The sequence below is a fragment of the Streptantibioticus ferralitis genome, assembly GCF_029223525.1.
In the GTDB taxonomy this organism is placed as follows: domain Bacteria; phylum Actinomycetota; class Actinomycetes; order Streptomycetales; family Streptomycetaceae; genus Streptantibioticus_A; species Streptantibioticus_A ferralitis.
The window spans coordinates 51,197-73,301 of the sequence record NZ_JARHTQ010000018.1 but is presented as its reverse complement, the minus strand read 5'-3'; the positions used below and the strand labels follow the sequence as shown (position 1 = coordinate 73,301).

Annotated in this window: 17 protein-coding genes and 4 pseudogenes; 7 read left to right on the top strand and 14 right to left on the bottom strand. The window is 66.8% G+C overall.

Annotation, left to right across the window (positions count from 1 at the left end; all coding sequences use genetic code 11):
- Nucleotides 1-57 precede the first annotated feature (57 nt).
- From P2L57_RS24750 to P2L57_RS24740, 3 genes are all read right to left on the bottom strand, one after another.
- On the bottom strand, nt 58-1,290 hold the full coding sequence (locus P2L57_RS24750; RefSeq protein WP_275818219.1) for a M6 family metalloprotease domain-containing protein: 1,233 nt from the start codon (nt 1,288-1,290) through the stop codon (nt 58-60).
- Nucleotides 1,291-1,758: 468 nt separating this feature from the next.
- Nucleotides 1,759-3,657: a LamG-like jellyroll fold domain-containing protein gene (locus P2L57_RS24745; protein WP_275818217.1), complete on the bottom strand. Its 1,899-nt coding sequence runs from the start codon at nt 3,655-3,657 to the stop codon at nt 1,759-1,761.
- Nucleotides 3,658-3,806: 149 nt separating this feature from the next.
- A complete protein-coding gene (locus P2L57_RS24740; protein WP_275818215.1) occupies nt 3,807-4,196 on the bottom strand; it encodes a helix-turn-helix domain-containing protein in 390 nt (129 codons plus the stop codon).
- Nucleotides 4,197-4,753: 557 nt separating this feature from the next.
- Between P2L57_RS24740 and P2L57_RS40325 the strand changes: the two genes are divergently transcribed.
- The 3 genes from P2L57_RS40325 (at nt 4,754) to P2L57_RS24725 (ending at nt 10,833) form a co-directional block, all read left to right on the top strand.
- The gene (locus P2L57_RS40325) at nt 4,754-5,113 is read left to right on the top strand and encodes a CU044_2847 family protein (protein ID WP_275818213.1); all 360 of its coding nucleotides are present in this window, start codon (nt 4,754-4,756) and stop codon (nt 5,111-5,113) included.
- An 83-nt stretch (nt 5,114-5,196) separates the two neighbouring features.
- On the top strand, nt 5,197-9,363 hold the full coding sequence (locus P2L57_RS24730; RefSeq protein WP_275818211.1) for a trypsin-like peptidase domain-containing protein: 4,167 nt from the start codon (nt 5,197-5,199) through the stop codon (nt 9,361-9,363).
- Nucleotides 9,364-9,525: 162 nt separating this feature from the next.
- Nucleotides 9,526-10,833: a hypothetical protein gene (locus P2L57_RS24725; protein WP_275818208.1), complete on the top strand. Its 1,308-nt coding sequence runs from the start codon at nt 9,526-9,528 to the stop codon at nt 10,831-10,833.
- Nucleotides 10,834-11,002: 169 nt separating this feature from the next.
- On the opposite strand, the gene P2L57_RS24720 is transcribed toward P2L57_RS24725, so the two are convergent.
- The 4 genes and pseudogenes from P2L57_RS24720 to P2L57_RS24705 all read right to left on the bottom strand — a co-directional run bounded on the left by P2L57_RS24720 (nt 11,003) and on the right by P2L57_RS24705 (nt 13,972).
- Nucleotides 11,003-11,800 (bottom strand): maleylpyruvate isomerase family mycothiol-dependent enzyme, encoded by a 798-nt coding sequence (locus P2L57_RS24720; protein ID WP_275818206.1) that lies wholly within the window; start codon nt 11,798-11,800, stop codon nt 11,003-11,005.
- A 48-nt stretch (nt 11,801-11,848) separates the two neighbouring features.
- Nucleotides 11,849-12,544: a type 1 glutamine amidotransferase domain-containing protein gene (locus P2L57_RS24715; RefSeq protein ID WP_275818204.1), complete on the bottom strand. Its 696-nt coding sequence runs from the start codon at nt 12,542-12,544 to the stop codon at nt 11,849-11,851.
- Nucleotides 12,545-12,935: 391 nt separating this feature from the next.
- Nucleotides 12,936-13,053 (bottom strand): annotated as a pseudogene (locus tag P2L57_RS24710) (IS5/IS1182 family transposase); the annotation flags it as partial.
- A 55-nt stretch (nt 13,054-13,108) separates the two neighbouring features.
- On the bottom strand, nt 13,109-13,972 hold the full coding sequence (locus P2L57_RS24705) for an SDR family oxidoreductase (protein WP_275818202.1): 864 nt from the start codon (nt 13,970-13,972) through the stop codon (nt 13,109-13,111).
- Nucleotides 13,973-14,347: 375 nt separating this feature from the next.
- On the opposite strand from P2L57_RS24705, the pseudogene P2L57_RS24700 reads away from it, so the two are divergent.
- A pseudogene (locus P2L57_RS24700) lies at nt 14,348-14,722 on the top strand (transposase); the annotation flags it as partial.
- A 255-nt stretch (nt 14,723-14,977) separates the two neighbouring features.
- Nucleotides 14,978-15,820 (top strand): alpha/beta fold hydrolase, encoded by an 843-nt coding sequence (locus tag P2L57_RS24695; RefSeq protein WP_275818200.1) that lies wholly within the window; start codon nt 14,978-14,980, stop codon nt 15,818-15,820.
- A gap of 79 nt (nt 15,821-15,899) precedes the next feature.
- Here the strand turns inward: P2L57_RS24695 and P2L57_RS24690 are convergent, their stop codons facing one another.
- From P2L57_RS24690 to P2L57_RS24670, 5 genes and pseudogenes are all read right to left on the bottom strand, one after another.
- Nucleotides 15,900-16,298, bottom strand: coding sequence for a hypothetical protein (locus P2L57_RS24690; protein WP_275818198.1), 399 nt, complete (start codon nt 16,296-16,298; stop codon nt 15,900-15,902).
- A pseudogene (locus P2L57_RS24685) lies at nt 16,283-16,465 on the bottom strand (integrase); the annotation flags it as partial. The gene P2L57_RS24690 and the pseudogene P2L57_RS24685, both read right to left, overlap by 16 nt.
- A gap of 11 nt (nt 16,466-16,476) precedes the next feature.
- The gene (locus P2L57_RS24680) at nt 16,477-16,695 is read right to left on the bottom strand and encodes a hypothetical protein (RefSeq protein ID WP_275818353.1); all 219 of its coding nucleotides are present in this window, start codon (nt 16,693-16,695) and stop codon (nt 16,477-16,479) included.
- 44 nt (nt 16,696-16,739) lie between these two features.
- A complete protein-coding gene (locus P2L57_RS24675; RefSeq protein ID WP_275818196.1) occupies nt 16,740-17,243 on the bottom strand; it encodes a hypothetical protein in 504 nt (167 codons plus the stop codon).
- 353 nt (nt 17,244-17,596) lie between these two features.
- Nucleotides 17,597-17,833, bottom strand: coding sequence for a transposase (locus tag P2L57_RS24670; RefSeq protein ID WP_275818194.1), 237 nt, complete (start codon nt 17,831-17,833; stop codon nt 17,597-17,599).
- 330 nt (nt 17,834-18,163) lie between these two features.
- Here P2L57_RS24670 and P2L57_RS24660 point away from each other — a divergent pair.
- A pseudogene (locus tag P2L57_RS24660) lies at nt 18,164-18,403 on the top strand (integrase); the annotation flags it as partial.
- 114 nt (nt 18,404-18,517) lie between these two features.
- Here the strand turns inward: P2L57_RS24660 and P2L57_RS24655 are convergent.
- Together P2L57_RS24655 and P2L57_RS24650 are read right to left on the bottom strand one after the other, a co-directional pair.
- Nucleotides 18,518-19,717: an SAV_2336 N-terminal domain-related protein gene (locus P2L57_RS24655; RefSeq protein WP_275818192.1), complete on the bottom strand. Its 1,200-nt coding sequence runs from the start codon at nt 19,715-19,717 to the stop codon at nt 18,518-18,520.
- Nucleotides 19,718-19,995: 278 nt separating this feature from the next.
- Complete coding sequence (locus P2L57_RS24650; RefSeq protein WP_275818344.1) at nt 19,996-21,387, bottom strand: VMAP-C domain-containing protein; 1,392 nt, start codon at nt 21,385-21,387, stop codon at nt 19,996-19,998.
- A 274-nt stretch (nt 21,388-21,661) separates the two neighbouring features.
- On the opposite strand from P2L57_RS24650, the gene P2L57_RS24645 reads away from it, so the two are divergent.
- A complete protein-coding gene (locus tag P2L57_RS24645) occupies nt 21,662-22,090 on the top strand; it encodes a hypothetical protein (protein WP_275818189.1) in 429 nt (142 codons plus the stop codon).
- Nucleotides 22,091-22,105 lie beyond the last annotated feature (15 nt).

Below are 22,105 nucleotides of genomic sequence, written 5' to 3'. Positions count from 1 at the left end.
TGCGGTGTTGCCGATGGTGGGACGCGTCAGCCACACCCGTGCTCCCTGGTGCTCCGCTCACATGGACGTGTCCACGGTGTCGTTGTACTGGTCGGAGCTGACGACGGAGATCGTGACGTTGGTGGCGGGATCGGTGAACTTCTGGCCGGGCTGCCAGGTGTCCATGTCCTGTGCCTCGCAACTTCCCTTCGGCGCTGGGGCGTTGGGGTTGCTGAGGACCTGGATCGGGCCGTTGCTCGTCTGGGTGGAGGTGTCGACCTTGTAGATCAGTACGCCCTGGGAGCAGAGGCTGGGGTCGTTGTAGGCGGACCTGCGGGACTCGACAACGTAGGCCGCGGTGGCGCTGGTCTTGAGCACCACGAGCTTGTAGGTGCCCGAAGTCGGCCCGTACTCCACGGCGTTGAGTGTGGTGCGGTAGGACGTGCCCTGCGTGGAGAGACAGGAGACCTGAGTGTCGTCGATCCAGCCGAACTTCCAGGACTCCCAGCCGAAGTACTGCGGGCCGGGACCGCCGATGTAGCCCATGATGTCCCAGCCGCCGACGTACTGGTCCCGCGAGCCGCTGAAGGCGTACAGGTCGGGCAGGCCGAAGGTATGCGAAGTCTCATGGTCGACGATCTTGTAGCCCCAAGCGCCCCAGATGTCCTGGCCGAACGTGACCGCCCATTTCACCGTCGTGTTGCCGACGACCACGCCAGGGTTGCTCGGGTCCCAGATGTAGGTGGGCGAGTTGCTGATCGTGGCCGCGTTGGTGGTGGGGACGATGTAGAGCATGTCGTACTGGGACAGGTCCACCCCGGCCTTCGAGGCGGCCGTGGCGGCGTCCAGGACGTACCGCTGTTGCTGTGCGTACGGGGGAGTGCCGGGCCAGCCGTAGGCGGTGGCGTTCGACGGCATGCGCAGCCACTGGTTGAGCGGGGCCTGGATGTCGAGCCAGGTCCTGCCGTGGGAGGCGTTCCACATCCAGTTGGCAGCGGGCGAGAGCCGGTTGTAGTAGTCGGCGAGGTTGCCGGTGCCCGCCGCGTCGGGGAAGTCCACGTACAGCATGCCCACGTGGATCGTCTTCGACGACGAGGGCCCGGACGGGTCGAACGGCTGCTGAAAGGTGGTGTAGTCGGTCTGCTGGCCTTCGTCGGTCCAACCTGTCGTTCCCTGCAGCGCACACGGCGACCGGCCAGTGTTGTACGCGTGGGCGGGGCTGTCGGGGACCAGGACCAAGGCGAGCAGGGCGGACAGTACGAACAGGAGCGTCGCTGGGAGCGGGCGTCTCGCTCCGACGGGAAACCGCATCACGTGCCTCCGAGGGGGAGTGTCCGGGCCGCGAATCGTCGGCAGATGGCTGTAGGCAGGGCGGTGGTTGCGCCGACGCAACCTGTCGTGGGTTCACGCTCGTTGCGAGGCGATGGGGGCGGTGCGTGGCTCGCGCAGGCCCCCCGGGGGGAGATCACGCGGATACCGAAGATGGGCTTCCCTGATCATTCGCGCGATCGCGGAGCGTACCTTCGGTCCAGACGGGGCCGAGCGGGTCCGCTCGTACGATGCCTCTCGGCCATGATGGCGAGATACCGCAGTTGCCGGGAACTCTCGCCTCTCCATAGCACCGCGTTATGAGTCGGGGCTTCCGGCTACCCGCGCGCGGTTCCAGAACTCGGCTTGTCTGCCTGACGCCTCGGCCGGCAAGTCGCGGAGGCCCGGTGTGCCGTCCTGTCCGGATGGCCGGTGTCCGGTGAACCGCCTCCGCGCTTGCCGCCCGATGGCTCAGGACCGCATGAACTTGCTTGTCGGGAGTGCCCGGTTGACGATGCGGACATCGCCGAGGTAGCCGTGCAGGATCTGGTTGATCGTGCCCCCGTACTCGTAACCGCCGAGCATCCACGGTCGGCCCAGGGTGGTGATTCCGGTGGACTCGGTGGAGGGATTGCGAACCACAGGGCACCCGTCCACGTACATGGTGGTGTGGTGACCGTCATTCACCACGGCGACATGCCACCAGGCGTTGAGCGGCAGGTAATGGCCCCAGTTGGTCACCGAGCCGGTGAGGTTAAGAGGGTAGATGCACCACTGCAGTTCCGCGCCGCCCGACAGGCTGAGTGTGGCGATGGGCTCCTGAGGGTCGCCGCTGGTCTTCTTGGATTCGCTACTCATACCCCAGCGACTGAGCAGCGCGGCCCAGGCATCGTTGTCCGGGTTCCAGTCGGCGGGCAGCTTGAAGAACGCCTCGACGGTGTAGCCGGATGAGAACATCGCCTTGTTCAGCGGTGCGTTGGGACCGGTCTGCAGATAGGCGCCCTGCAGCGGGTTCTGGTGCCCGGTGAAGAAGATGCTGCCGTGCCCCGGCTGGTCCGGATGGAACTCGGTGGACCAGCTCAGGGCGTTGGCCGGGCTGCCGGGCACGCTCACCTTGGTGAGGTCGTTGCCGTTGCCGCTCAGGTCGGAGATACGGACCGTGTCGGGTAGCGGTCCCTGCCGGCCTGTGCCGTCGAAACGCCAGTACGCCACCGTGCCAGGGATGAGCATCTGCTGCGCGGGACGGGCCGGACGCGGCGGCACTGGTGCGAACCCGGAGAACCGCTGGGTGAAGTCGATGGGTATCGAGAAGTAGTCCTGGTCGCTGGTGAGCTCTATCTCCTGCCGCTCCAGTTCGTTGAGCCGCTCTTCGGAGCGGTCCAGGATCCACGGCGAGAAGGTCTGCACGTCGATGGTGTTGCGGGCCAGGTCGAAGTGGTAGAGCCGGATCATCGCGGCGCCGCCGTAGTAGCGGTTCTGGTAGTTGGTGATGTGTAGGTGGACTTCGTTGCCCGCGTTGTTCTTCAAGGTGGTGCGCGCGGGAGGCCAGAAGTGGCCGTTCAGAGTGAGGAAGATCTGGTCGTTGGAAGCGATCAGACCGTCCCACAGCTGCTTGCCGTAGTCCGAGAGCTGGGCCGGGTCACCGGGGTTGTCGGCATATACGATCTCGTGCGTGGTCAGGATGACGGGCGTCTTGGGGTGCTGCTTGATGACATCGCGCGCCCAGGCGAAGCCGGCCGGGGACAACCTCCAGTCCAGCGCGAGCACCAGCCACTCCCGGCCCGCGGCCTGGAAGACGTGGTAGGTGTTGTAGCCGTCCGGGCTGGCGCCGCCGAAGGTGGGTGCGTGACGGAACCGCTGGGGACCGAAGGCGCCGAGGTAGGGGCTTGTACCGCGCTGGTCGCCGGTGGAGGAGTTGATGTCGTGATTGCCGGCGAGCACGCTGTAGCCGATCGGGCCGTTGTCCAGCAGCGTGAATGCCTCGCTGATGGCATCGAACTCGGGCTGCTGGCCGTTCTGGGTCAGATCGCCCAGGTGCGACATGAAGACGATGTTCTCGTCCCGGGTGTGGTCGAGGATGTACCGGAACGAGGCCTTGATCGGCTCGGGGTGGATGCTCTCCCCGTCGAACATGTACTGGGTGTCCGGCATCACGACGAGGGTGAACCGCGGATTCGTCGGGTCAGGCCGTGCCCCGGCGGACTGCGCGCTCTGCGTCCGGGTGGTGGGCAGTGGCGCGGCGGATGCCGTAGCCCCTCCGGCAATGCTCGCGACGGCGGCACCCAGACTGACCAGGCCGGTGTTGCGGAGGAATGAGCGCCGTATGGTGCCCAGTTGCGGGCCGTCGGGCTGGTGTTCGGCGTTGCACATGCGTGGCTCCGTATTGTCGGGAAGACACGCGCACGCTACGGCCGGGCCCGCGGCGACCGCAGCGTCACGGGTGTCAACGCGGAGGGAAGAGCGGATGAAGAGCCGTAGCGGTTCTGCGAGTGTCTCCGCCGGGGTTCGCGGAGCACCGTCTACCAGGTCACCGGCAGTTCCCGCAGGCTTCGGCTGCGGAAGGACTGCCCGTAGTGCTTCATGTGTTCTAAGTCGCAGGCGATGAGGCCCTCGGCCTGCGCGGTCAGGAACTCGCGCCGCGTTGGTCCTCCCCGGCGTGGGGCTGGATCGATGCCCGCGGCGGTGAGGATGTCCCAGACCGTCGTCGTGCCGACCGGGTGTCCGAGCCGAATCAGTTCGCCTTGGATACGTCGGCAGCCCCACCAAGGATTCTCTTTGGCCAGCCGCAGCACCAGAGCCTTCACCGCACCCGCGGTCGGCGGTCTTCCGGGCCTCGTCCGGCGCTTGCTGTAGTCCCACTTCCGGGCGATCAGCCGGCGGTGCCAGGCGAGCAGCGTCGCGGGCGTCACCGGAAGCACCTGCGCCCATCGGCGCCGGGGGATCAGCAGGACAGCGCCGCAAACCACAGGCGAACCGTCGGCTCGTACCGCACTGACTCGTTAGCTGCCTCCGCAGCACCGCGTTCTCGTGCCGCAGAACAAGCAGTTCCGCGTCGTTGGCCGCGTCCCGCCGCAGCAGCAACGCCGGGGCCGCGAGCAGCTTCCGAGCCACCTGCTACACCAATGAGACGATCACTTGGACAGGCTTCCAGTAGACCGTGATGGCGCGCCAGACCGCCTCCGAGCAGCAGCGATGACTTTCCGAACGGCACAGGGGCGAAGAGCTGCCGCTTGGCGATGTCGTGCAGTGCGGCGCCGCGACCACGTCGACTGCGCCGTCGCCCTCGACCTCATCCGCTGCGACGCCTGGTGGAACGGTCACCCACTCGACCGGGCGCGGACAACCCGCCTCTCCAGGCTCAACCTCGACCTCACGGCCTGACCGAATCAGCCACCAGGATCCGTATCTCGATAACTCCCCCTGCCCTGTGGCCAGATGGAAGACTTGGCCACGGAGGTGCACGCGCGTGACGGTAGTGGAGTTTGCGGCAGGTCAGGACGGGCGGGTCTACGTCGAAGTCCCTGACGCGGCACGTGACAACGGCGACAGGGGACTGGTCCGGGCCGGCGCCGGTGACCGGATCGCCCGGGCGGCGGCCGATACCTGGCAGGGCGCTCTGGCGGGCGTGCGGTCCGCTGCCGAGGGCGCGTTGGCTCAGTTGCGCGCGATCGACCCGCCACCGGAGGAGGTAGAGGTGACCTTCGAGGTGGCGGTCGATGGGAAGTTCGGCGCCACGCTGGTGTCGGCGGGCACGAATGCGCATCTGCACGTGAAGGTGGTTTGGCGGAACGCCGCCGGGGCTCCGGGCTCGGACACGGGCGTATGACGAGCCCGAGTCTGCTGGCGCAACGTCCGTCGTGGCTGGTCCGGTTTCCCCGTGCGCATGGCGATGGTGCGGCGGGGGCTGGCGTGCTCGTTGGGACCCGGCATGTGGTGACCTGCGCCCATGTCCTGGACAAGCAGTTCGGCCGGGAAGAGCCCGAACCCGGCCGGAGCCCGGCAGCGCCTGCCGAGATAGTCGTGGTCGAGTTTCCGTTCGCTGACAAGATCGGATCCGCGGGTACCCGCATGCGGGCCACGGTGGTGGGCTGGGTGCCGGTCGCGGCGGACGGCTCTGGCGACGCAGCACTGTTGGAGCTGGAGTCGGAACTGGATCTGATACCGGATCTGGAACCGGAGCCGGAACAGAAAACCAGCGTCGCCTACACGCCAGCTCCGCTGGCGTGTCCTCCCGGGCCGAGCGGCCACCAGTTCTCCGTGCACGGCTTTCCTCATGGCAGTCCGGCGGCGCGGCAGGTAAACGGTGTGGTGCGAGGTGCCAGCGGCGAGGAGGGGCCATGGGTCCAGCTGGACCCGGAAGGCACGGCGGGCTGGGCAATCGAGGTGGGCTTCTCCGGCGCGCCCGTGTTCGACAAGAGCAGGGAGGCCGTGGTCGGCATCGTCGTGATACGCGACGATCACCGTACCGGGCACATGATCCCCACGTCTTACCTGCGGGGGCTCTGGCCCGAGGTGCGGAACAACTGCCGCTGGCGGCTGGACCTCGAGGCGAGCTACCGAACGCACTGGCGCCCTCGGGCCCGCGGTTCTGAGCCCGGCACCCGCACCAAGGAGTGGTTCTTCACCGGCCGTACCGAGGCCCGCCGCGTCATCCGTGACTGGCTGGAGGGCGACAACCCGGCCCTCGCCGAGCACTCGATGCTGCTCGTGACAGGCGGTCCGGGCAGCGGCAAATCGGCACTCCTGGCACACTCGTTGGTCGCGTCCGACCCACTTCTGTCCCGGACCGTACCCACTTCAGGCCCGTGCCCGCCGACCGGGGCCTTCGACGCGGCGGTCTACTTGAAGGGGCGCACCTGCGACGAGATGAGGGCACAGCTGGCCCGTGCGCTCGACGTCACCGCGAGTGATTCCGACGAACTGGTGGCCGCGGTGCCCGAGTTCCCGGGTGGCAAGCGGTTCACGGTGCTGGCGGACGCGGTGGAAGAGGCCGCCAGCCTGGACGAGGCCCTGGACGTCGCGGACCTGCTGAGCCAACTGGCCAGCACCGGCCGGGTCCGCGTACTGGCCGGGGTACGCACCACACCCGCCGGTGCCAGCCGGCAAGAGATCCTGACCGCCTTCGGCCGCAGCACTCCTCGTATCGATCTGGAAGACAGCCGATACCTGCACCGCCCCGATGTCGCCGAATACGTCGCACGCCGCCTGGCCAGTGAACAGGCGAACTCGGCTCGGTACCGCGCCTACGGGCCCGACCAACTGCGCGCCATCGGCGAGAAGGTGGCCCGCAAGGCCCGCTACAACTTCCTGATCGCCCAGCTCACCACCGGTTGGCTGATGGACCCCAGAGGGCAGCAGTCCGGGCCGGACGACCCCGACTGGGAGGCCGAACTACCCGAGACCGTCGGCCAGGCGATGGACAGATACCTCCGCACCTGTCGTCCCGACACCGCGACTGTCAAGCGCCTGCTCACCGCCCTGGCGTACGCCCGTGGAGACGGCCTTCCTCGCGGCGCCAGCTGGCTGCGCATGGCCGACGCACTCGCCTCTGATGCCGACGACACCGCCCGCGATCTGGAGAAGGTATTCACCACCCGCGATCTGGGGAAGGTCTTCAACAGCGCGGCACAACACCTCGTCGAGCGGGTCAACGAGGGCTCGGGGCCGCACACGTACCGGCTCTTCCACGATGCCCTTGACCAGCACCTGCGCGAGACACTCGAGCGTGAGCATCACGCGCCCGAGGCGGCCATCACGGCCGTTCTCACGGATGCCGTTCCTTGTGGACGTGACGCGGAGCGGAACTGGGCTGAGGCCGATGCGTACACGCGTGACCATCTGGCCAGTCACGCAGCCGCCGCAGGACAGCTGGACAGCCTGATCATTGACGCCGATTACCTCGTGCATGCCACGCCACGCAACCTGATCCGCCATCTGTACGCCCCTTCGGCCGGCTCCGCACGACGCACCGCCGCGGTCTATCGCAGCTCCGTCAACCTCCACGCGACCGCCACACCAGCTCAACGCCGCCAGATCCTTGCCCTCGACGCCACACGGGCAGGCACTACTTGTTTACAGCAGCAACTTGCCCGCCGCATACCGGAAGGCAACTGGGTCCCCCAGTGGGCCACAAGAGGCGACTTCTCCCCAGCACTACGGGATTCCCTCACCGGGCACACCGATGATGTGTGCGCAGTGGCGTGCACGACTCTCCAAGGCAAACCTGTCGCCGTGACCGCTGGCGACGACAAGACAGTGCGGCTGTGGGATCTCGCCTCCGGCGTACCCATCGGCCAGCCCCTCAGCGGACTCACCAGCCGGGTGGACGGGGTGGCCTGCAGCAGCCTCGACGGCTCGCCCATCGCCGTCACCATCGGCTCGGACCGGACAATTCGAGTATGGGACCTCACCTCCGGAACGCCGCTCGGCCAGGCCCCCACGGACCCCTACGGCATGATGAGCGCGGTGGCGTGCACAAACCTCGACGGCTCGCCCGTCGCCGTGACCGGCGGCTCGTTCCGTGGCACGACGGTGTGGATATGGGACCTCGCCTCCGGCACCCCCATTGGCCGCCCCCTCGCTGACGCCGGACCAGTAGGCGCGGTGGCGTGCACCACCCTCGGTGGTATACCCGTAGCCGTCACTGCCGGTAGTGCCGAACGCCCGGTGCGGGTGTGGGATCTGGCCTCCGGCGCCCCCATCGACCCGCACCACGACATCCGCCGCTACAGCGGGCTCATGGCCCTGGCGTGCACCGACCTCAACGGCCGTCGGGTAGCCGTCACCGCCAACCGCCAGTCGGTGCGGGTGTGGGATCTTGCCTCCGGCGCACCCATCGGCGGCCCGCTCACCTATCACTCGACAGAACCGCTCGAATTCGTAGTCGACGTGGCGTGCGCAACCCTCGGAGCCGCTCCCGTAGCCGTCACCGTCCACAGCGACGGGACGGTGCGGATCTGGGACCTTGCTTCCGGCTCCGCCATCGGCCAGCCCCTCCTCGGACACACGGACCTGGTCCACGCCGTGGCGTGCACCAACGTTGACGGGAACCCCATCGCCGTCACCGCCGGCCGCGACCGCACCGTCCGGCTGTGGGACCTGACTGCCGCCAGCACCGACGACGAACCTCCCGCCGGACATACCGGCCAAGTGACCGCGGCGGCGTGCACGAGTCTCAGAGGCCGCCCTGTCGCCGTTACCACTAGCCGGGACGAGTCGGTCCGGCTGTGGGATCTTACGTCGGGTGCGCCCATCGGTCGGCCTCTCCTCGGACATACCGGCCCGGTGTTCGCGGTAGCGTGCACCAGTCTTGATGGCAAACCCATTGCCGTCACTACCGGCGACGACAAGACGGTCCGGCTGTGGGATCTGGTCTCCGGAACCCCTGTCGGACAACCCATCACCGGCCACACCTCTGCGGTGTACGGGGTGGCCTGCACAAGCCTCAGAGGCCGCCCCGTCGCCATCACCATCGGCCACGACACCACGGCCTGGGTATGGGATCTCATCTCGCGTACGCTCATCGTCCGCCTCATCAGCCCCGTCGACTCTCACGTCTACACAGATCGAGCGATTGCATGTACCAGCGTCAACGGCGCGCCCTTCGTGGTAACCAGTGGCCCTCCCGCAGTGCGTGTGTGGGACCTGACGTCCAACATCCTGCTCAGCAACGACTCCGACTACATGACCGATTCGCCACGGGTGGCGTGCACCGTCCTTGACGGGATGCCTGTGGCGGTCACCTCCGATGGCCGCGGGACGGCGCACATCCGGAACCTGACCGCCGGCGGACGAATCGGCCGCCCCCTCGTCGGGCACGCCAGCCGTATGCGCATCGAGACATGCGCGGACCTTGATGGCACGCCTGTCGCCATAACGACCGGCGACCGCGAGGCAGTGCAGGTATGGGATTTGCGCACAGGGGAGGCAGCGGGGCAGATCATTGCGAACAGGGTCGATGCCGTGGCCCTTGGCGAAGAAGGGCACCTTGTTGTGGGAATGGGACGTGATATAGCGGTCTTCACCCGGCACCCTCGACGTTCACCGCCCGGTCCGCACCCCATGCCCGATGCCTGACCTGGTTTGCCATGTCCGCTCCTCCCTCCCACCACCGATTCCAGACGGGGCACATACATGAGCGAATCAGCAGAGCAAGCGCGGGAGATGGCCCATCGCATCGCTCGTCACCTGGCGACTGAAGGCCCATCTGGTTGGCGCGACATGGAGGCGGTGTTCGCGATGACCGTCTCGGCCAACTTCGCGCGGGCTGCCTTCTTCAACGATGAGGGGTCCACGCCGGTCGAACCGTCGGTGTCGGTAGTCGCGCTCGTCCGGGAACACCGTGAGCAAACGGCGTGGCTCAGCGATGGACCGTGGTGGCGGATGCTGCTGTCCATGACCGAGTCCGGTGAGATCGAGGTCGACTACGACTACGGTGATGAGCCGTTTCCCGACGACCAACTGTTCCTGCCTGAGGCGTACCAGGCTGACCTGGACGAGTACCCCCGCGACCGGCTCCCGGTCTGGCTGGCCGCGTACGTCAGCCACCGCGATCGGCAGAAGCGCAGCCCCCGGCAGGCCGCTGAGGCGGCACGCGCGGACCGTGCCGCCAAGGTCTGGTCGGAGCTCACCGAGAACGAGTTCCCGGCGTTTCGGCTCATGTGGGCACGGTGGGCAACGATCGCGGCGGCATTCGTCGCCGTCGGATCGGAGAGAGGTCCCAGGATCCGACCGGCACTCGGCTGGTTCGAGAGTTCAAGGCGCAGTGGCTGCACCCTGTATGCACTGCCCGGTGATCGGGCGGTGCTGTCCGGCGGGTGGTGGTGCGCATCCTCCCTGGATGCTGCGTACAACGGCGGGGCAGAGCTGCCGCGCTTGTTCGCGGGTGCACCGGACTGGGTCGCCGATCCGGTGTTGAACCCGCGTGCCGGTACTGGCCTGCTGTCGTTCTGCTACTGGTGGGAAGGGGACCGCTGGTACCGGGGTGAGTCGCCTCCTGCCGAGCAATGTGCCCAGGCCGTGCCCGGCGTATGGACCACGAGTACCGTGACCGGCATCGTGGCCAAACTGGCCGCGGACCGGCCGACCGAGCAGCAGCAGCGCGCGGCGCAGATGTTGGTCTCAGTCGCTCAGCAGGGTGTCGTCACCCGCGACGCGCTGGTGCACGTCTTTGGTGACGACGGCCGTCGCGACATCGACGGTGCCCTGTACCAGTTCTCGCTCGCCGGCCTGACGAACGCGATGCCACCGCAGGAGTTGCCCAAGGAGCAGGCCATCCTCCGGGTGCGGCAGTACATCGAGGCCCACGGTTGGGACACCTCCGGCTATCCGTTGTCCGAGCTGGTAGCTGACCGATTCAGCGTCGGCTGGATGGTCTTCGTACCCGTTCCGCGCGGTGAAATGGCGATCGGTCGCGCCATCTTCTACGTCGACGACGACGGCGTGCTGGAGCAGTCCTCCTCGTCGACAGCGCCGTCGGTGTTCATAGCCGGTTTCGAGCAACGCTTCCGGAAGCGTCATACCCCGGCGATCTGGAGTCCGGACTAAGGGGGCAGCAGTAGCCCTCGTGTTTCGCGTTTTTGGTTGGTTGTGTTTCGGCGGCGGCCCAGGCTGCGAGGACGGTCTGGGTCTCTTCGGCTGTTGCCTGGTGGGGGCGTGAGGGCCGAAATGAGATCCTCCCGGCGACCCGACTACTCGGCCATAACGCAGCCTGCCGCTAAATGATGTTGAGGCAGTCGAGGAACGGCGTCGCGGCGGATGCGTCCCCCGTGATGCGGCAGTGGTCGCGCCAGGGTTTGCGGGTGGTGGCCCACGCGATGAAGTCGAGTGCCGTGCTGTGGACCCGGGTCGTTGCGTCCGCACCGGGTGCCACGGTCAGCTGCCCGTCGGGCCCGGTCGCGGGGACGATGGTGACGGTCGTGGCGCCCGGCCCGGTCAGATCGAGGACGAGGGGCTGGCCGACGGCGGCGGTGAGTTCGGGCCCCTGCATCTGGGGGAGGCCGGCGAGCATGAAGTCGACGGCGGGGGCGACCTGGCCGTCGGTCGGTTCCGGCAGGGTGAACGGGAGCGGGCCGTCGGGGGCGAGCATGTCGTTGCGCAGGTGGCAGAAGACGTTGAACGCCATGGTGTTCGCCAGGAGGTGGCGCGGATACGTCCCGAGTCCGGGCACCTCGACGGGCTCGTCGGCCTCGGGCGGTTCCTGGGCCGCGTCCAGGAGGTCCAGCTGCCGGGGGGTGCTGCGCCGCCACTCGTCGAGGACTTCGGCATGGCTCCAGCCACGGCGTTCGTCGACGCGCAGGTCGTGGTAGCGCTCGCGGTTCTTCGGCAGTGAGGGGTCGGGCGGCGGCGGGTCCACCGCCTCGGAGGCGAGGGCCGCGAGGTGAGCCACCACGTCGATGACGCGCCAGCCCTCGCACGCGGACGGCAGCTCCCATTGTTCGTCGTCCACCCGGGAGATGATCTCCGCCAGGTGCGCCGTGCTCGAGCGCGCGGCGGCGATGCCGGCACGGGTCACCGTTCCTCCGGTGCAGGGTAGTTGACATGCCCCTGGCCTTGCCGCCGGTCAGGACAGAACCTTGACGAGCTCTTTGGCGAGAGGGCCCGAGGAAGCGGGGTTCTGCCCTGTGAAGAGGTTGCGGTCCACGACCGTGTAGGGCTCCCAGGCAGGACCCCGCGAATACTGGGTGGGCAGCTTCTTCAGCTCGTCCTCCAGCAGCCACTTGGCTTTGTCGGCGAAACCGACACCGGCCTCCTCTTCGTTGCAGAAACCCGTCACACGGTAGTTCGCGAAGGGCGTGTTGCCGTTTGCGTCACGGGTCGCGAGGAGAGCAGCCGGGGCGTGGCAGACGATGCCGAGTGGATTGCCGGAAGCGAGTGCCTTTCGCAGCAGTGTCCCGGAGTCGGGGTCGGCCGAGAGGTCTTCCATCGGGCCGTGACCTCCGGGGTAGTAGACCGCGTCATAGTCCTCGAGGCGCACCTCCCTGAGGGAGATGGGATGCCGCAGCTCATCCGCCGACTCGATGACGGCCTCCTCCCGGAGGGCGTTCTCCTCGCCGCCCGCCATGCGGGGCTCCAGGCTCATCGTGTCCACAACGGGGACGACCCCACGCGGAGTTGCCACGGTGACCTCGTGTCCGGCGTCGGTGAACACGCTGTAAGGCGCCACGAACTCCTCGGCCCAGTACCCGGTGGGGTGTCGGTGCCCGTCCTTCAGTGTCCAGTAGCTCGCGCCGGTCAGCACGCACAGGATCTTGGCCATAGGACGCTCCTGTGGAAGATGTTGCCCTCGAAAGGACGCAGGTACCGTTTAAACGTACAAAACAAGTTTGAGTGGGCATCTTGGAGGCTGCAACTTGTGGCCGATCAGGCGTAGATATATCGGCATCGTGAAACGTCGGTAGAATTTCGGTGCCACCATATAGAAACATATAGAAACTAAGCACGACCGGGGCCTGGACCGCTTCGAAGGCCGATCCTGGCCCGGCTGGGACCACCACGTCACCCTCGTGACCGCCGCCCACGCCTTTGGCGCGCGCATCTCAATCAGCGGTCAGGGTGCCCCAGAGAGCCTGGCGGCCACTCCCACCGAGCCACATCCGACAAGGCGTTGTCAGCCACACCCGGCCCTCCCCGGCCACACAACAACTTACGGAGGTGTCGTGTTCCCCTTTCCAGGGCGGCAGTTTCGGCCTGGCCTTTCTCGCGGCCACAGGGGATGACCAGGCTGGTGCCTCGGTAACCGCCGTCAGCGATCACCGTGGTCCGGCCGTGATCGGCTCCAGCGCATCCCAGGCCGGACTGCCTGCGGTCCGTTGGGAAGCGGTCAGCCAGCGACGGGAGTCTCAGGCTGCATCTCGTAGGAGTGCTGGATGGCCTGATGCCGGGTCCCGAGGCCATCCGTGACCTTGCGCTCCCAGGGAACCCGCTGGAGGCGCTTGGTCTCTTCTAGCATCGACGTGGGCTCCAGATTGCGGAAACTGTCGACCTCTCCGGCAGCGACGGACGTCAACGTCGCATACACCGCTTCAGGATCGAACTGTGCTCGGGGGAAGGCGAGCTTGGAGTAGTCAAAAAGCCGCTGAGACGGGTCGTCCTCCCAGCTCTCCCAGGTCTGGAACATCCGGTCGTTGAAGCCGGTCAGGAATGGCCCGGGGTTGACCGTGGCGACTTCGATGTTGTGCTCCTGCAGCTCGTAGGCCATGGTTTCGGCGATCGCCTCGACCGCGTGCTTGGAAGCGGAGTAGATGCCGGTGAAGGGGTTGACGTTCAGGCCCTCTCGGGATGAGACCCAAACGATCCTTCCGGCGCCGCGCTTGACCATCTGCTTGGCGATCCCCTGAGTGAGGAGCAGCGGCCCGGTGACGTTGACCTCGAACTGGTGCCGGATGTTCGGTGCGGGAATGTCCACTGTTGAGCCGCCTTCGCCGACTCCTGCGTTGTTCACGAGGATCTCCACACCCCAGTTGAGAGCTTTGCGGCGATCACCGTCGTCGGTGACATCGAGCTTCTCCACCTGCAGGCCTACCCCTCGCTCGGCCGCCTGCCGCTTCAGCGTCTGGACCTGGGCGTAGATCTCCACCGCGGCGATCACGTCGAAGCCCTTTTCCGCCAAGCGCATGGCGGTTTCATATCCGAAGCCGGTACCCGCCCCTGTGATGAGGACCTTCTTGAGCGCTGCACTTGCCATTTTGATGTGCTTCCTTTCGTATTGCAGGTTCAACGGTCATCGAGGCTCTGGCCGCCGAGTGGGCTCTACGCGCAGCGTTGGTGGCAGTGAAGGAGAGGTGGTGGATGCCCGTGATCGTTGGCTCAGTGCCATCAGCCATGGTTTAATTCCGGTCGCTTTCTGTGAAGACCAGCATTTAGCCCGGATACCCACGGCGTCCCCCTGCCCCAGTGTCAATCTGGAAGCTTCTTTCTGCACCTCTGTTACGTCCAGTCGAGTGGTCCGCGACGGCGCCGCTGCGGGCAGCGCGCGCCAGAAGGCGCTCCGGGGACGAGCCTGAGAGGCGGCCGTCGGCGTGGCGGGTTCGGCTTCCTGCACCCCCAGGTGGGCACGGGGTTGACGAGCGCCCGGGTGCTGGCCGAGATCGGTGACGACCGCCAACGCTACGCAGACGCGCGCGGCCTGAAGGCCTACGCTGGCGCCTGACCCATCACCAGGGCCTCCGGCAAGGAGCCAAGCGTCGCCCGGCGATGGGTGAAGAGCGAGCGCCTCAATCATGCTGGCTACCTATGGGTCTTCTCCGCCGTCAGCGCCTCAGCCGGCGCCAAAGGCCACTATCGCAGGCGCCGTGACGACCATGGGGACTGGCATGCGGCGGCCCAGAAGAATCTCTTCAATCGCATGCTCGGACAGCTCTACCGCTGCCTTCAGTACCACAAGTTGTTCGACGAACACACCGCTTTCCCCGTCGAACTCGCAGCCGCGGAGTAATTCGATATGCGGGCTGGTGTCATTCACCGACCTCCGGGTAACCTCTCGGCTTGACCGCTGTCGATTCAGGGCTAAGCTGATCTAGCACCTAACGTCGGCTCTCCGCTTTCCAGGCCGAAGGTTCCCGTCCGGGGCCGCGTCGCTGGCCGGATACGGCATCGCGGCGGCTATGGCCGACGCCTTCCGCACGATCCTTACTGTTCTCCGTCGCCGAAAAGGCCGAGTTCACCTTGTACGCCGAGGATGTGGAAGCACATGACCGCCTCTGGGATATTGAGATCAGGCGAGGGCAGACTGGCCCTCGGAGTGGCGGTGCTCTCCGCCCTGACCGTGGCGCCGGCACACGCCGCAGACGACCTCGGCAAGGCTCCGGGGGGCCAGAAGCCGACCGTGGTGCTCGTGCACGGAGCATTCGCCGACGGGTCCAGCTGGAACGGAGTGGTGCAGCGCCTACAGCGGGACGGCTACCAGGTCATCGCCCCGCCCAACACGCTGCGCGGCATACCTCAGGACTCGACTGACCTGAACAGCCTCCTGAAGACCATCAAGGGGCCGATCGTCCTCGTCGGACACTCCTACGGCGGCGAGGTGATCTCGCAGGCGGCCGCCGGGCTCGACAACGTCAAGGCACTGGTGTACGTCAACGCGATTATGCCGGACAAGGGTGAGTCGTTCGCCAGCCTCTCCGGCAAGTTCCCGGCCGCCCCGCTCACCAAGGCTTTCAAGCAAGTGCCGTTCCGCAACGGTGGCGGCACCACGGGCACGGACGTGTACCTCCAGGCCGCCAAGCTCCATGCGACCTTCGCCCAGGACCTCCCGCAGCAGCAGGCGTCCGTCATGGCGTCGACGCAGCGCCCGATCGCACAGTCGGCGTTCACCGACAAGCTCACCGCAGCGGCCTGGCGGGGCAAGCCGGTCTACGTGCTCGTCGGCAGGCAGGACCGGGCCATAGACCCGAGCCTCGAGCGGTACGAGGCCAAGCGCGCACACGCGCGCAAGACGGTGGAGATCAACTCCTCGCACGTGTCCCTGGTCTCCCACCCCCAGGCGGTCACGGATCTCATCGTGAGCGCGGCCCGCGACTCCGGTCACCGGTAGGCGAACGGGCAGCACCGAGCACACGCGGCGAGGGGCCTCCAATCCACTCGGGTTCTAGTGGTTGTCGCAACACCCCAGTTCAGGGGTGGCGATGGACTTCGAGATCCGGCGGGACCGGACCCCTCAAGGGCCCAGAAAGCCGAGTCGGGAGCGGGAGGCGTACTCCCGGCGGCTCGGACCACGCCTCGAAGTCCCAGCCGCGCGACAGGACCACCTCGCGCGCCCAGCCGAGTGCGAAGTTCGCCTTCGGCCGCGTGAGCAGATGCCGCGGCTTGACGTCCACGACCAGCGGTACGTCCTTCTCACGCAGCACGAGGAAGTCCGTGACGGGCCGGTGCCGATGCCCGTCCATGGTGGTCGAGAGGAGAAACGGCTGGGCGAAGACGGCCGTCACGTTCTGGTCGAAGTCGGCGTAGAGCAGGCGCGTCAGCTCAAGCCGCGACTCGTAGACGACATGGGCTGTAGGTCGCGGTGCCATCGCAGGATCGTGTCCGGGCGTACCAGCAGCAGGAGGTGACGCAGCTTGTCCATCGGGAGGTGGTGGAGCAGGCCGGCGAGGAAAGCACGGTCGGTGTCGGTGAACCGGGGCTTGCCGACTTGGTGCTGGAGGACGAGCAGTTGGTGCGGCAGCGCCAGGAACTCGATGCCCGGTCCGGTCAGCCGGGCTTCGGGGCACCGACCTGGCGGCGTAGCACGGCGACCTCGTGTCGCAGGGGCAGTATCTCGGCGTTCATCGCCGCGGTGGATCGGCACAGCAGAGCAAGCCACGCAAGGACCTCGTGGCGAAGAAGCAGATCATCCGTAGGGGCATGGGGGCTGATCTTGCCGTACCGCGGGCCGAGCACATCGCCGGAGATCAGCAGCGGTGAAGCCATTCTGAAGCCGTACGCGATTCCCGGGCGGACCCGGAGCGCACTGCTTACTCGGGGATGTCGTGGATGAGCCATAGCCGGTCCATGCTCCACCATGGGTCGAGCAGGGTTACCCAACTGTCCATGTGGTCCGGGTGCGTCAGACCCAGGATGTAGGGGGTGCCGTGGAGCGCGATTTGGTAGCAGTCGCCTCTGCGCTTGAGCTCCCATTCGTGGCGGGAGCCCGGCAGTTGGTCGTTCTCCAGCAGGACCGGGCCCTGGAATCGGATGTTCTCGTAGACGGCACTGCCCTCGGCTTTGCGTAGGGGTTCCACGAAACGGCCCGAGCTGACGTGCCGAATCGTGAAGGTGCCCGAGTTGGTCGGGGTGAGGCGGAACCGATGGTGCCCTTGGAGGCGCTCGTGGTCTTCCCGCAACGCTTTGAGGTGCTGGCGCTTGTTGATGAAGGAATCCGGGATCAGCACCCCGCCGGTATGGGCGCTCACGATCATCTTCTCGCCGTCCACCGGTTCCTCCGGGCAGAGGGGCGGGTAAGGGGACTTGCTGGGCATCGTCACCTCTCTTGAGCGTCGGCGGCGACGTTCGCACACCGATCCGTGATACTTCCGGAAGACCCCGCCGACAGCAGACCTACTGTTCCAGGTTCACCCGGACGAATGACAGGTAGTCGGGAGGTCCAGGTGAAGGTCGACATGAGCCTGTGGGCGCCGGATAGCACATCCACGCCGGTCAGGCTGTATGTCGGTACTCGTGGAGGGTTCCGCCGAGTCGGTCGCGTCGTCGTTGCGCGATCCTGGTGGTTAGTTCCTTCAGGCGGCGAGGCTGAGTTCGAGGCGGGCGAGGTGGCTGGTGCGTGTGCGGTCGAGGGGGCGGCCGTTCCACCAAGCGTCGAGGCGGATCAGGTTCAGGGCGGCGCGCTGTAGATGTGGTCGAGATGGGTTTTCGCCAAGCCGCGGTAGCGGGCTCGGCGGCTGCCGGTGACGGCGGTTGCCTGCCGGATGGTGCCTTCGACGCCGGCGCGCAGGGCGTAGTCGGCGTTCCAGTCCTTGGTCTGCTGCTGGGCGTGGGCCTGACGGAGTGCACGGTCATCTCCCTGGGATGTAGGGAGAGTTGGCGGCGGTTCTTCTTCGCGCTGGTGCAATAATCCCGGTGGGCGCAGGGGATGCAGTCGAGAGCGGCGAAGGAGACCACGGTCTTGGGGACCCCCTCTTGCGCGACCGGATTCCAGGTCACGCTGGTGTGTCCGGCGGGGCAAGTGGCCTGTTCGGCCTTGCGCTTGCCGGAAACTCATCTGCACTGGTGGGAGGCGGTGTGCGGGATGTCGGGTGATGTCGATGGCAGTGGCTTGAACCGGGGCTGTCGCGAGGGTGGCGATCGTCGCGGCATGTGATCGACTGTGCTGCTGCGACTGGCTTACCTGGGCGTGACGAACGCGTTCGCCATTCTGCGCCTGCTACCGATGAGCGGCGGCGACTTCTTCGAAGCGGTCACCTTGTCCGGGGCGCGGCTGTACGCGTTCGCTGTCATCGAGCACACCAACCGACGGATCCGGATCCTCGGCGCTACCGCGCACCCCGCCGCATCCTGGGTGGCGCAAGCCACGGAGAACCTCGTCATGGACCTCGAAGACGCAGGCTGCCGGGCGCGTTACATGATCAGGGACCGGGACGGGAAATATCCTGCCCTGTTCGATGCCATCTTGGCGGATGCCGAAGGTGCCGTTCACCTCACCGCGCATCCGGTTGAGCCGATGGCTGGACAGACCCCTCTCATCTGCATGGATGGACTTCTCGGCACCCACAGCGTTGCGTGCGCCGTTCGCACGCTACCTGGCGGAGTGTCCGTTGCTGTACAGGTACTGCTCAAGCCTGGCGCCGAGCCCCTTCGCGGCCTCCCCGTGCGGACCTGACAGAGCGGTGAGGACGGCGTACTCGACTTGCATATAAGGGAAGTTGTCGTAGGTGATGGCGGGACTTTCCGCGGCGATGCGGTTCTCGATGCGTTGGCTGATTCCGCTGACCGCGTCATTGTGCGGGGAGAGATATCTTTCGACGGTCTTCACGACCCTCAGCGTCTGGGGGGATGTGCCAGCGGCGAGGAGGAACTGCCGGACCTGAGGCCGGAATTCGAATGTGATGCGGTCGTGCGGATCGGTGTCCGAAGGTGCGTTGACGGCGGTCAGCAGGTTGCTGGTGAGGAGAGCCGCCAGCTCCTCAGGGCCTGATTCGGGGAGTAGTTCGGCTTGTACCAGCTGCATGATGTGGCGGTTCAGTGGAGCGGCGGCCAACAAGGTAGCCAACTCGAAGGCGGTAGGCGACACGGAGCCGCGGAAGGAGTTGACGCGATCGCCGGCGTCCACGTCGTCGCCGGATTCCACGGGATGCGGAAGGTGCGTGGGCGACCTGTACTGCGCTGGAACAGTGATCGCCTGATGCGGGACCCAGAGGTTGGACAAGACTAGCCGAGACCATTGTTGAAGCCAGCGCTTGCGCATTTCCAGGACGGGGATGACGACTTCCCTGTCGGTGAACTCATCGGGTTCCGCTGGTTTCTCGGTGGCGTCGACCTCTTCCGGACGGTGGGCCATCTCGCTGTTGGGGCTGCCCGGGTGTGGTGAGCGAAGCTTGAGCCGCCGGGTGCTCACGCCGGTGCGGGTCCACTCTTGATGGGGAAGCACGTGCAGGATGGCAAGGGTGTGATGACGGCCCCAGGCATTGAGTCGGGGCCATAGTGAACCGTATGACCAAGCGTGGCCGACCCCATCGGTGATGACGAAGACGACCTTGCGACGCCCTCCGCCGTCTGGTGTGTGCAGGTTGGCCCTCTGCGCGGCGGCATTGTCGACCGTCGCGTCAGGGCCGCCGTTGGCTTGGCTGTAGAGCCTGACGGTGTGGACGTCGGTGAAGAGGGAAAGCTCGTGGGCCTTGCGCGCAAAGGCGTCCACGGTGGGGTACCAGGCAACCATCGACGCACTGATGTCGACAACGAGGACGAGGTCCCAGACAGACCGGTGGTGGGGTGCCAATGGTGCCGCGCCCGGCGCGTTGGGGACGGCGAGCGCTCCGTGTTCCGCGCCCCCTGGGCGCGGTGACTTGAGCGCTTGCAAGGTGCTGGCGGCCGCCTCCGCGGCAGGCAGCGGTCTGACCGGCGGCCAGGAGGCCGGAGGCGCGCCGAACATGGGCTGATATGGGTTGGTGCGCGGGCGGACTCGGTCATGCTGCGAGTCCGCGGCTGCCACCGGCGGCGCGGTGATGATCCAAGGGGGCCGGAGAGGGGCCGGTCCGGCCGAGACGCCCGGGTGCGTCATGGCACCGCCTCGCGCGGCGCCACCAAAGGATTCATGGTGGGAAGGGGGCGGCTGGGGTCATCCCAAAGCAAGGTGACATCGCGCAGGGCGATCGCATCGTCGCTCTGCTCGGTTGCGGCGGTGTGCTGGAGTCGGCCGATGCGGGAGGGGAGGTCCTTCAGCGACCCCTGGAAGAGAAGGCGTTCCACAGAGAGCTGGAAGGATCGGGCGGAGCAGTTTTCGCGGTGCCAGAGAATGGCGGGGACGCCGGCCCGGATGGCGGCCATGAGCTCATTGCGTCCCTCCTCCGCATCCGGAGGAGCGCTCAGGACCAGCGCACTGACGTCGGGCTCGTCCTGGACGGAGACTTCGGGGGAGGTGTCGGGCAACCGGACATCGGCCTCCTCGTGCATGAGGTGCGTCCACCGCCTGTGCCATGAAGCGTGCCAGCCGGGGCTCCGTAGACGTTCCAGGCTGCGGACGATGACCTGGCAGTCAACGGGTTTCGCCGTGCCGGCGGGTGACCGGCACCACTCCGCCACCGGCTGGTTGACCAGTGACAGGGGCAGGCAGAACTCGACGGTGATGCTGGGGAGTTCACCACCTGAGTGCTGACGGAAGCTGCTGAGACGCTCGTATACGGTTCGGTGGATGTCCGTCTGGTGCACGCGCACATCGCTGTCCCGCATGGACGGTGCGCCGTCGCGGCCACCGCTCTCGTGCCACATGCTCAGGATGTAGTAGTTGGTCTGCAGGCCGTCCGGGAGCAGGACGAACATGGCGCGGGGCGCAAGGGGGGCGGACGGCGGGGATGCGGCGGCCGCCTTGGAACGGCATTCGGTGAGTTCGGAAACCAGGTCCCACCGGTGCGCCCGGCCGTCGTTCCACTCCTGGATCTTCTCCGCTGTCGCCCCGTCGGCCACCAGGGCCAAGTGCTCCAAGAAGGACATGAACGAGGGCAGGCCGTTCGGCAGGGCATTGCGGCGCAGCAGGTGCAGCAGGATGGTTGAGGCGTCCGTGCAGTGCGGGGGCAGTGGTGCCAGGAGGGGATGCAGCGACGCCTGGGCGATGACGGCGGCGTCCGGGGCGGATACTCGACGCAGTAGTCCTTCCAGCAAGGCAAGGTCGGATTCAGGCAGCCATGTCGGGGCCGACCAGCGATCGGCGAGGGCGTGCATCTTGCGGGTGGCTGGTGACTCGCCCATCAGCAGCTCTACCGCTTTGGCCAGAGCATGCGACCCCTCGGCGCGGTCTGTGCAATGCGTCACAAGTTGCAATAGTTGTACGCGAGGGTGAGCATGAGGATCTGTGTCAGGAATGGACGTCCCCATACTCCGCTCCAGGGCCAGGCAGAGCACCTTGCGGCCGGAGGACTTGAACAGGGGTGTACCGGCCAGGACGTCGAGCATTTGCTGCCGAAGAGAATCGAGTCTGGGCGGGGTCGGCTCTGTGGAGCCGGAGTTCTCGTCACTCTTCGCGGCGTCAGCGGACATGATGGGCCCTTCCCCCCGGCGGTACTGGACTGAGCGTGCGACATAGGACGCGCGCCACGTGCAGTGGACCAACTGTCCGGCACGCAAGCGGGGTTAGCCAAGGCACATTCTTGCTGAAATTGGCGTGCGGCGGCGATGGTTCCGCACAATGCGGTGGTCGGCGTTCGGAGTAGCGGCCACAATTCCATGTGTGACGGACTTGAGCGCGTTTGCTGCCTGGGCGGCGGCCCTGACGAGTGTGGCGACGCTCGTGGTGACCACGGTTGTGGGCGGTCGGCGCGAACAGCGCCGCTGGGCCCGCGAAGCGCTGACCGACGCGTTCGTCGCTTTCCTGGAGGCCAGTTGGCGTCACTCCGACCTGGCCAAGTCCGTGCCGCCGGGCAGGGAAGACCGTGCGGACAGCCTGCGGCAGACCTACATCGAGATGCGAACCCAGCTGACACGGTTGCGGTTGCTCGCCTCGGAGGACGTTTTGCAAGCGGGTGAGGAGTTGTTGCGGCGGCAACGTGCGGTTCAGGAGGCGGAAACCGGTGAGACACGAGGAGAGGCGTTGATCGCCGCGTCGCGGGGGCGTCGTTCGGTGGTAGCCGCCGCCAAGCGTGAACTGGGCCTGCGGTGACGGGACAGCACGCCT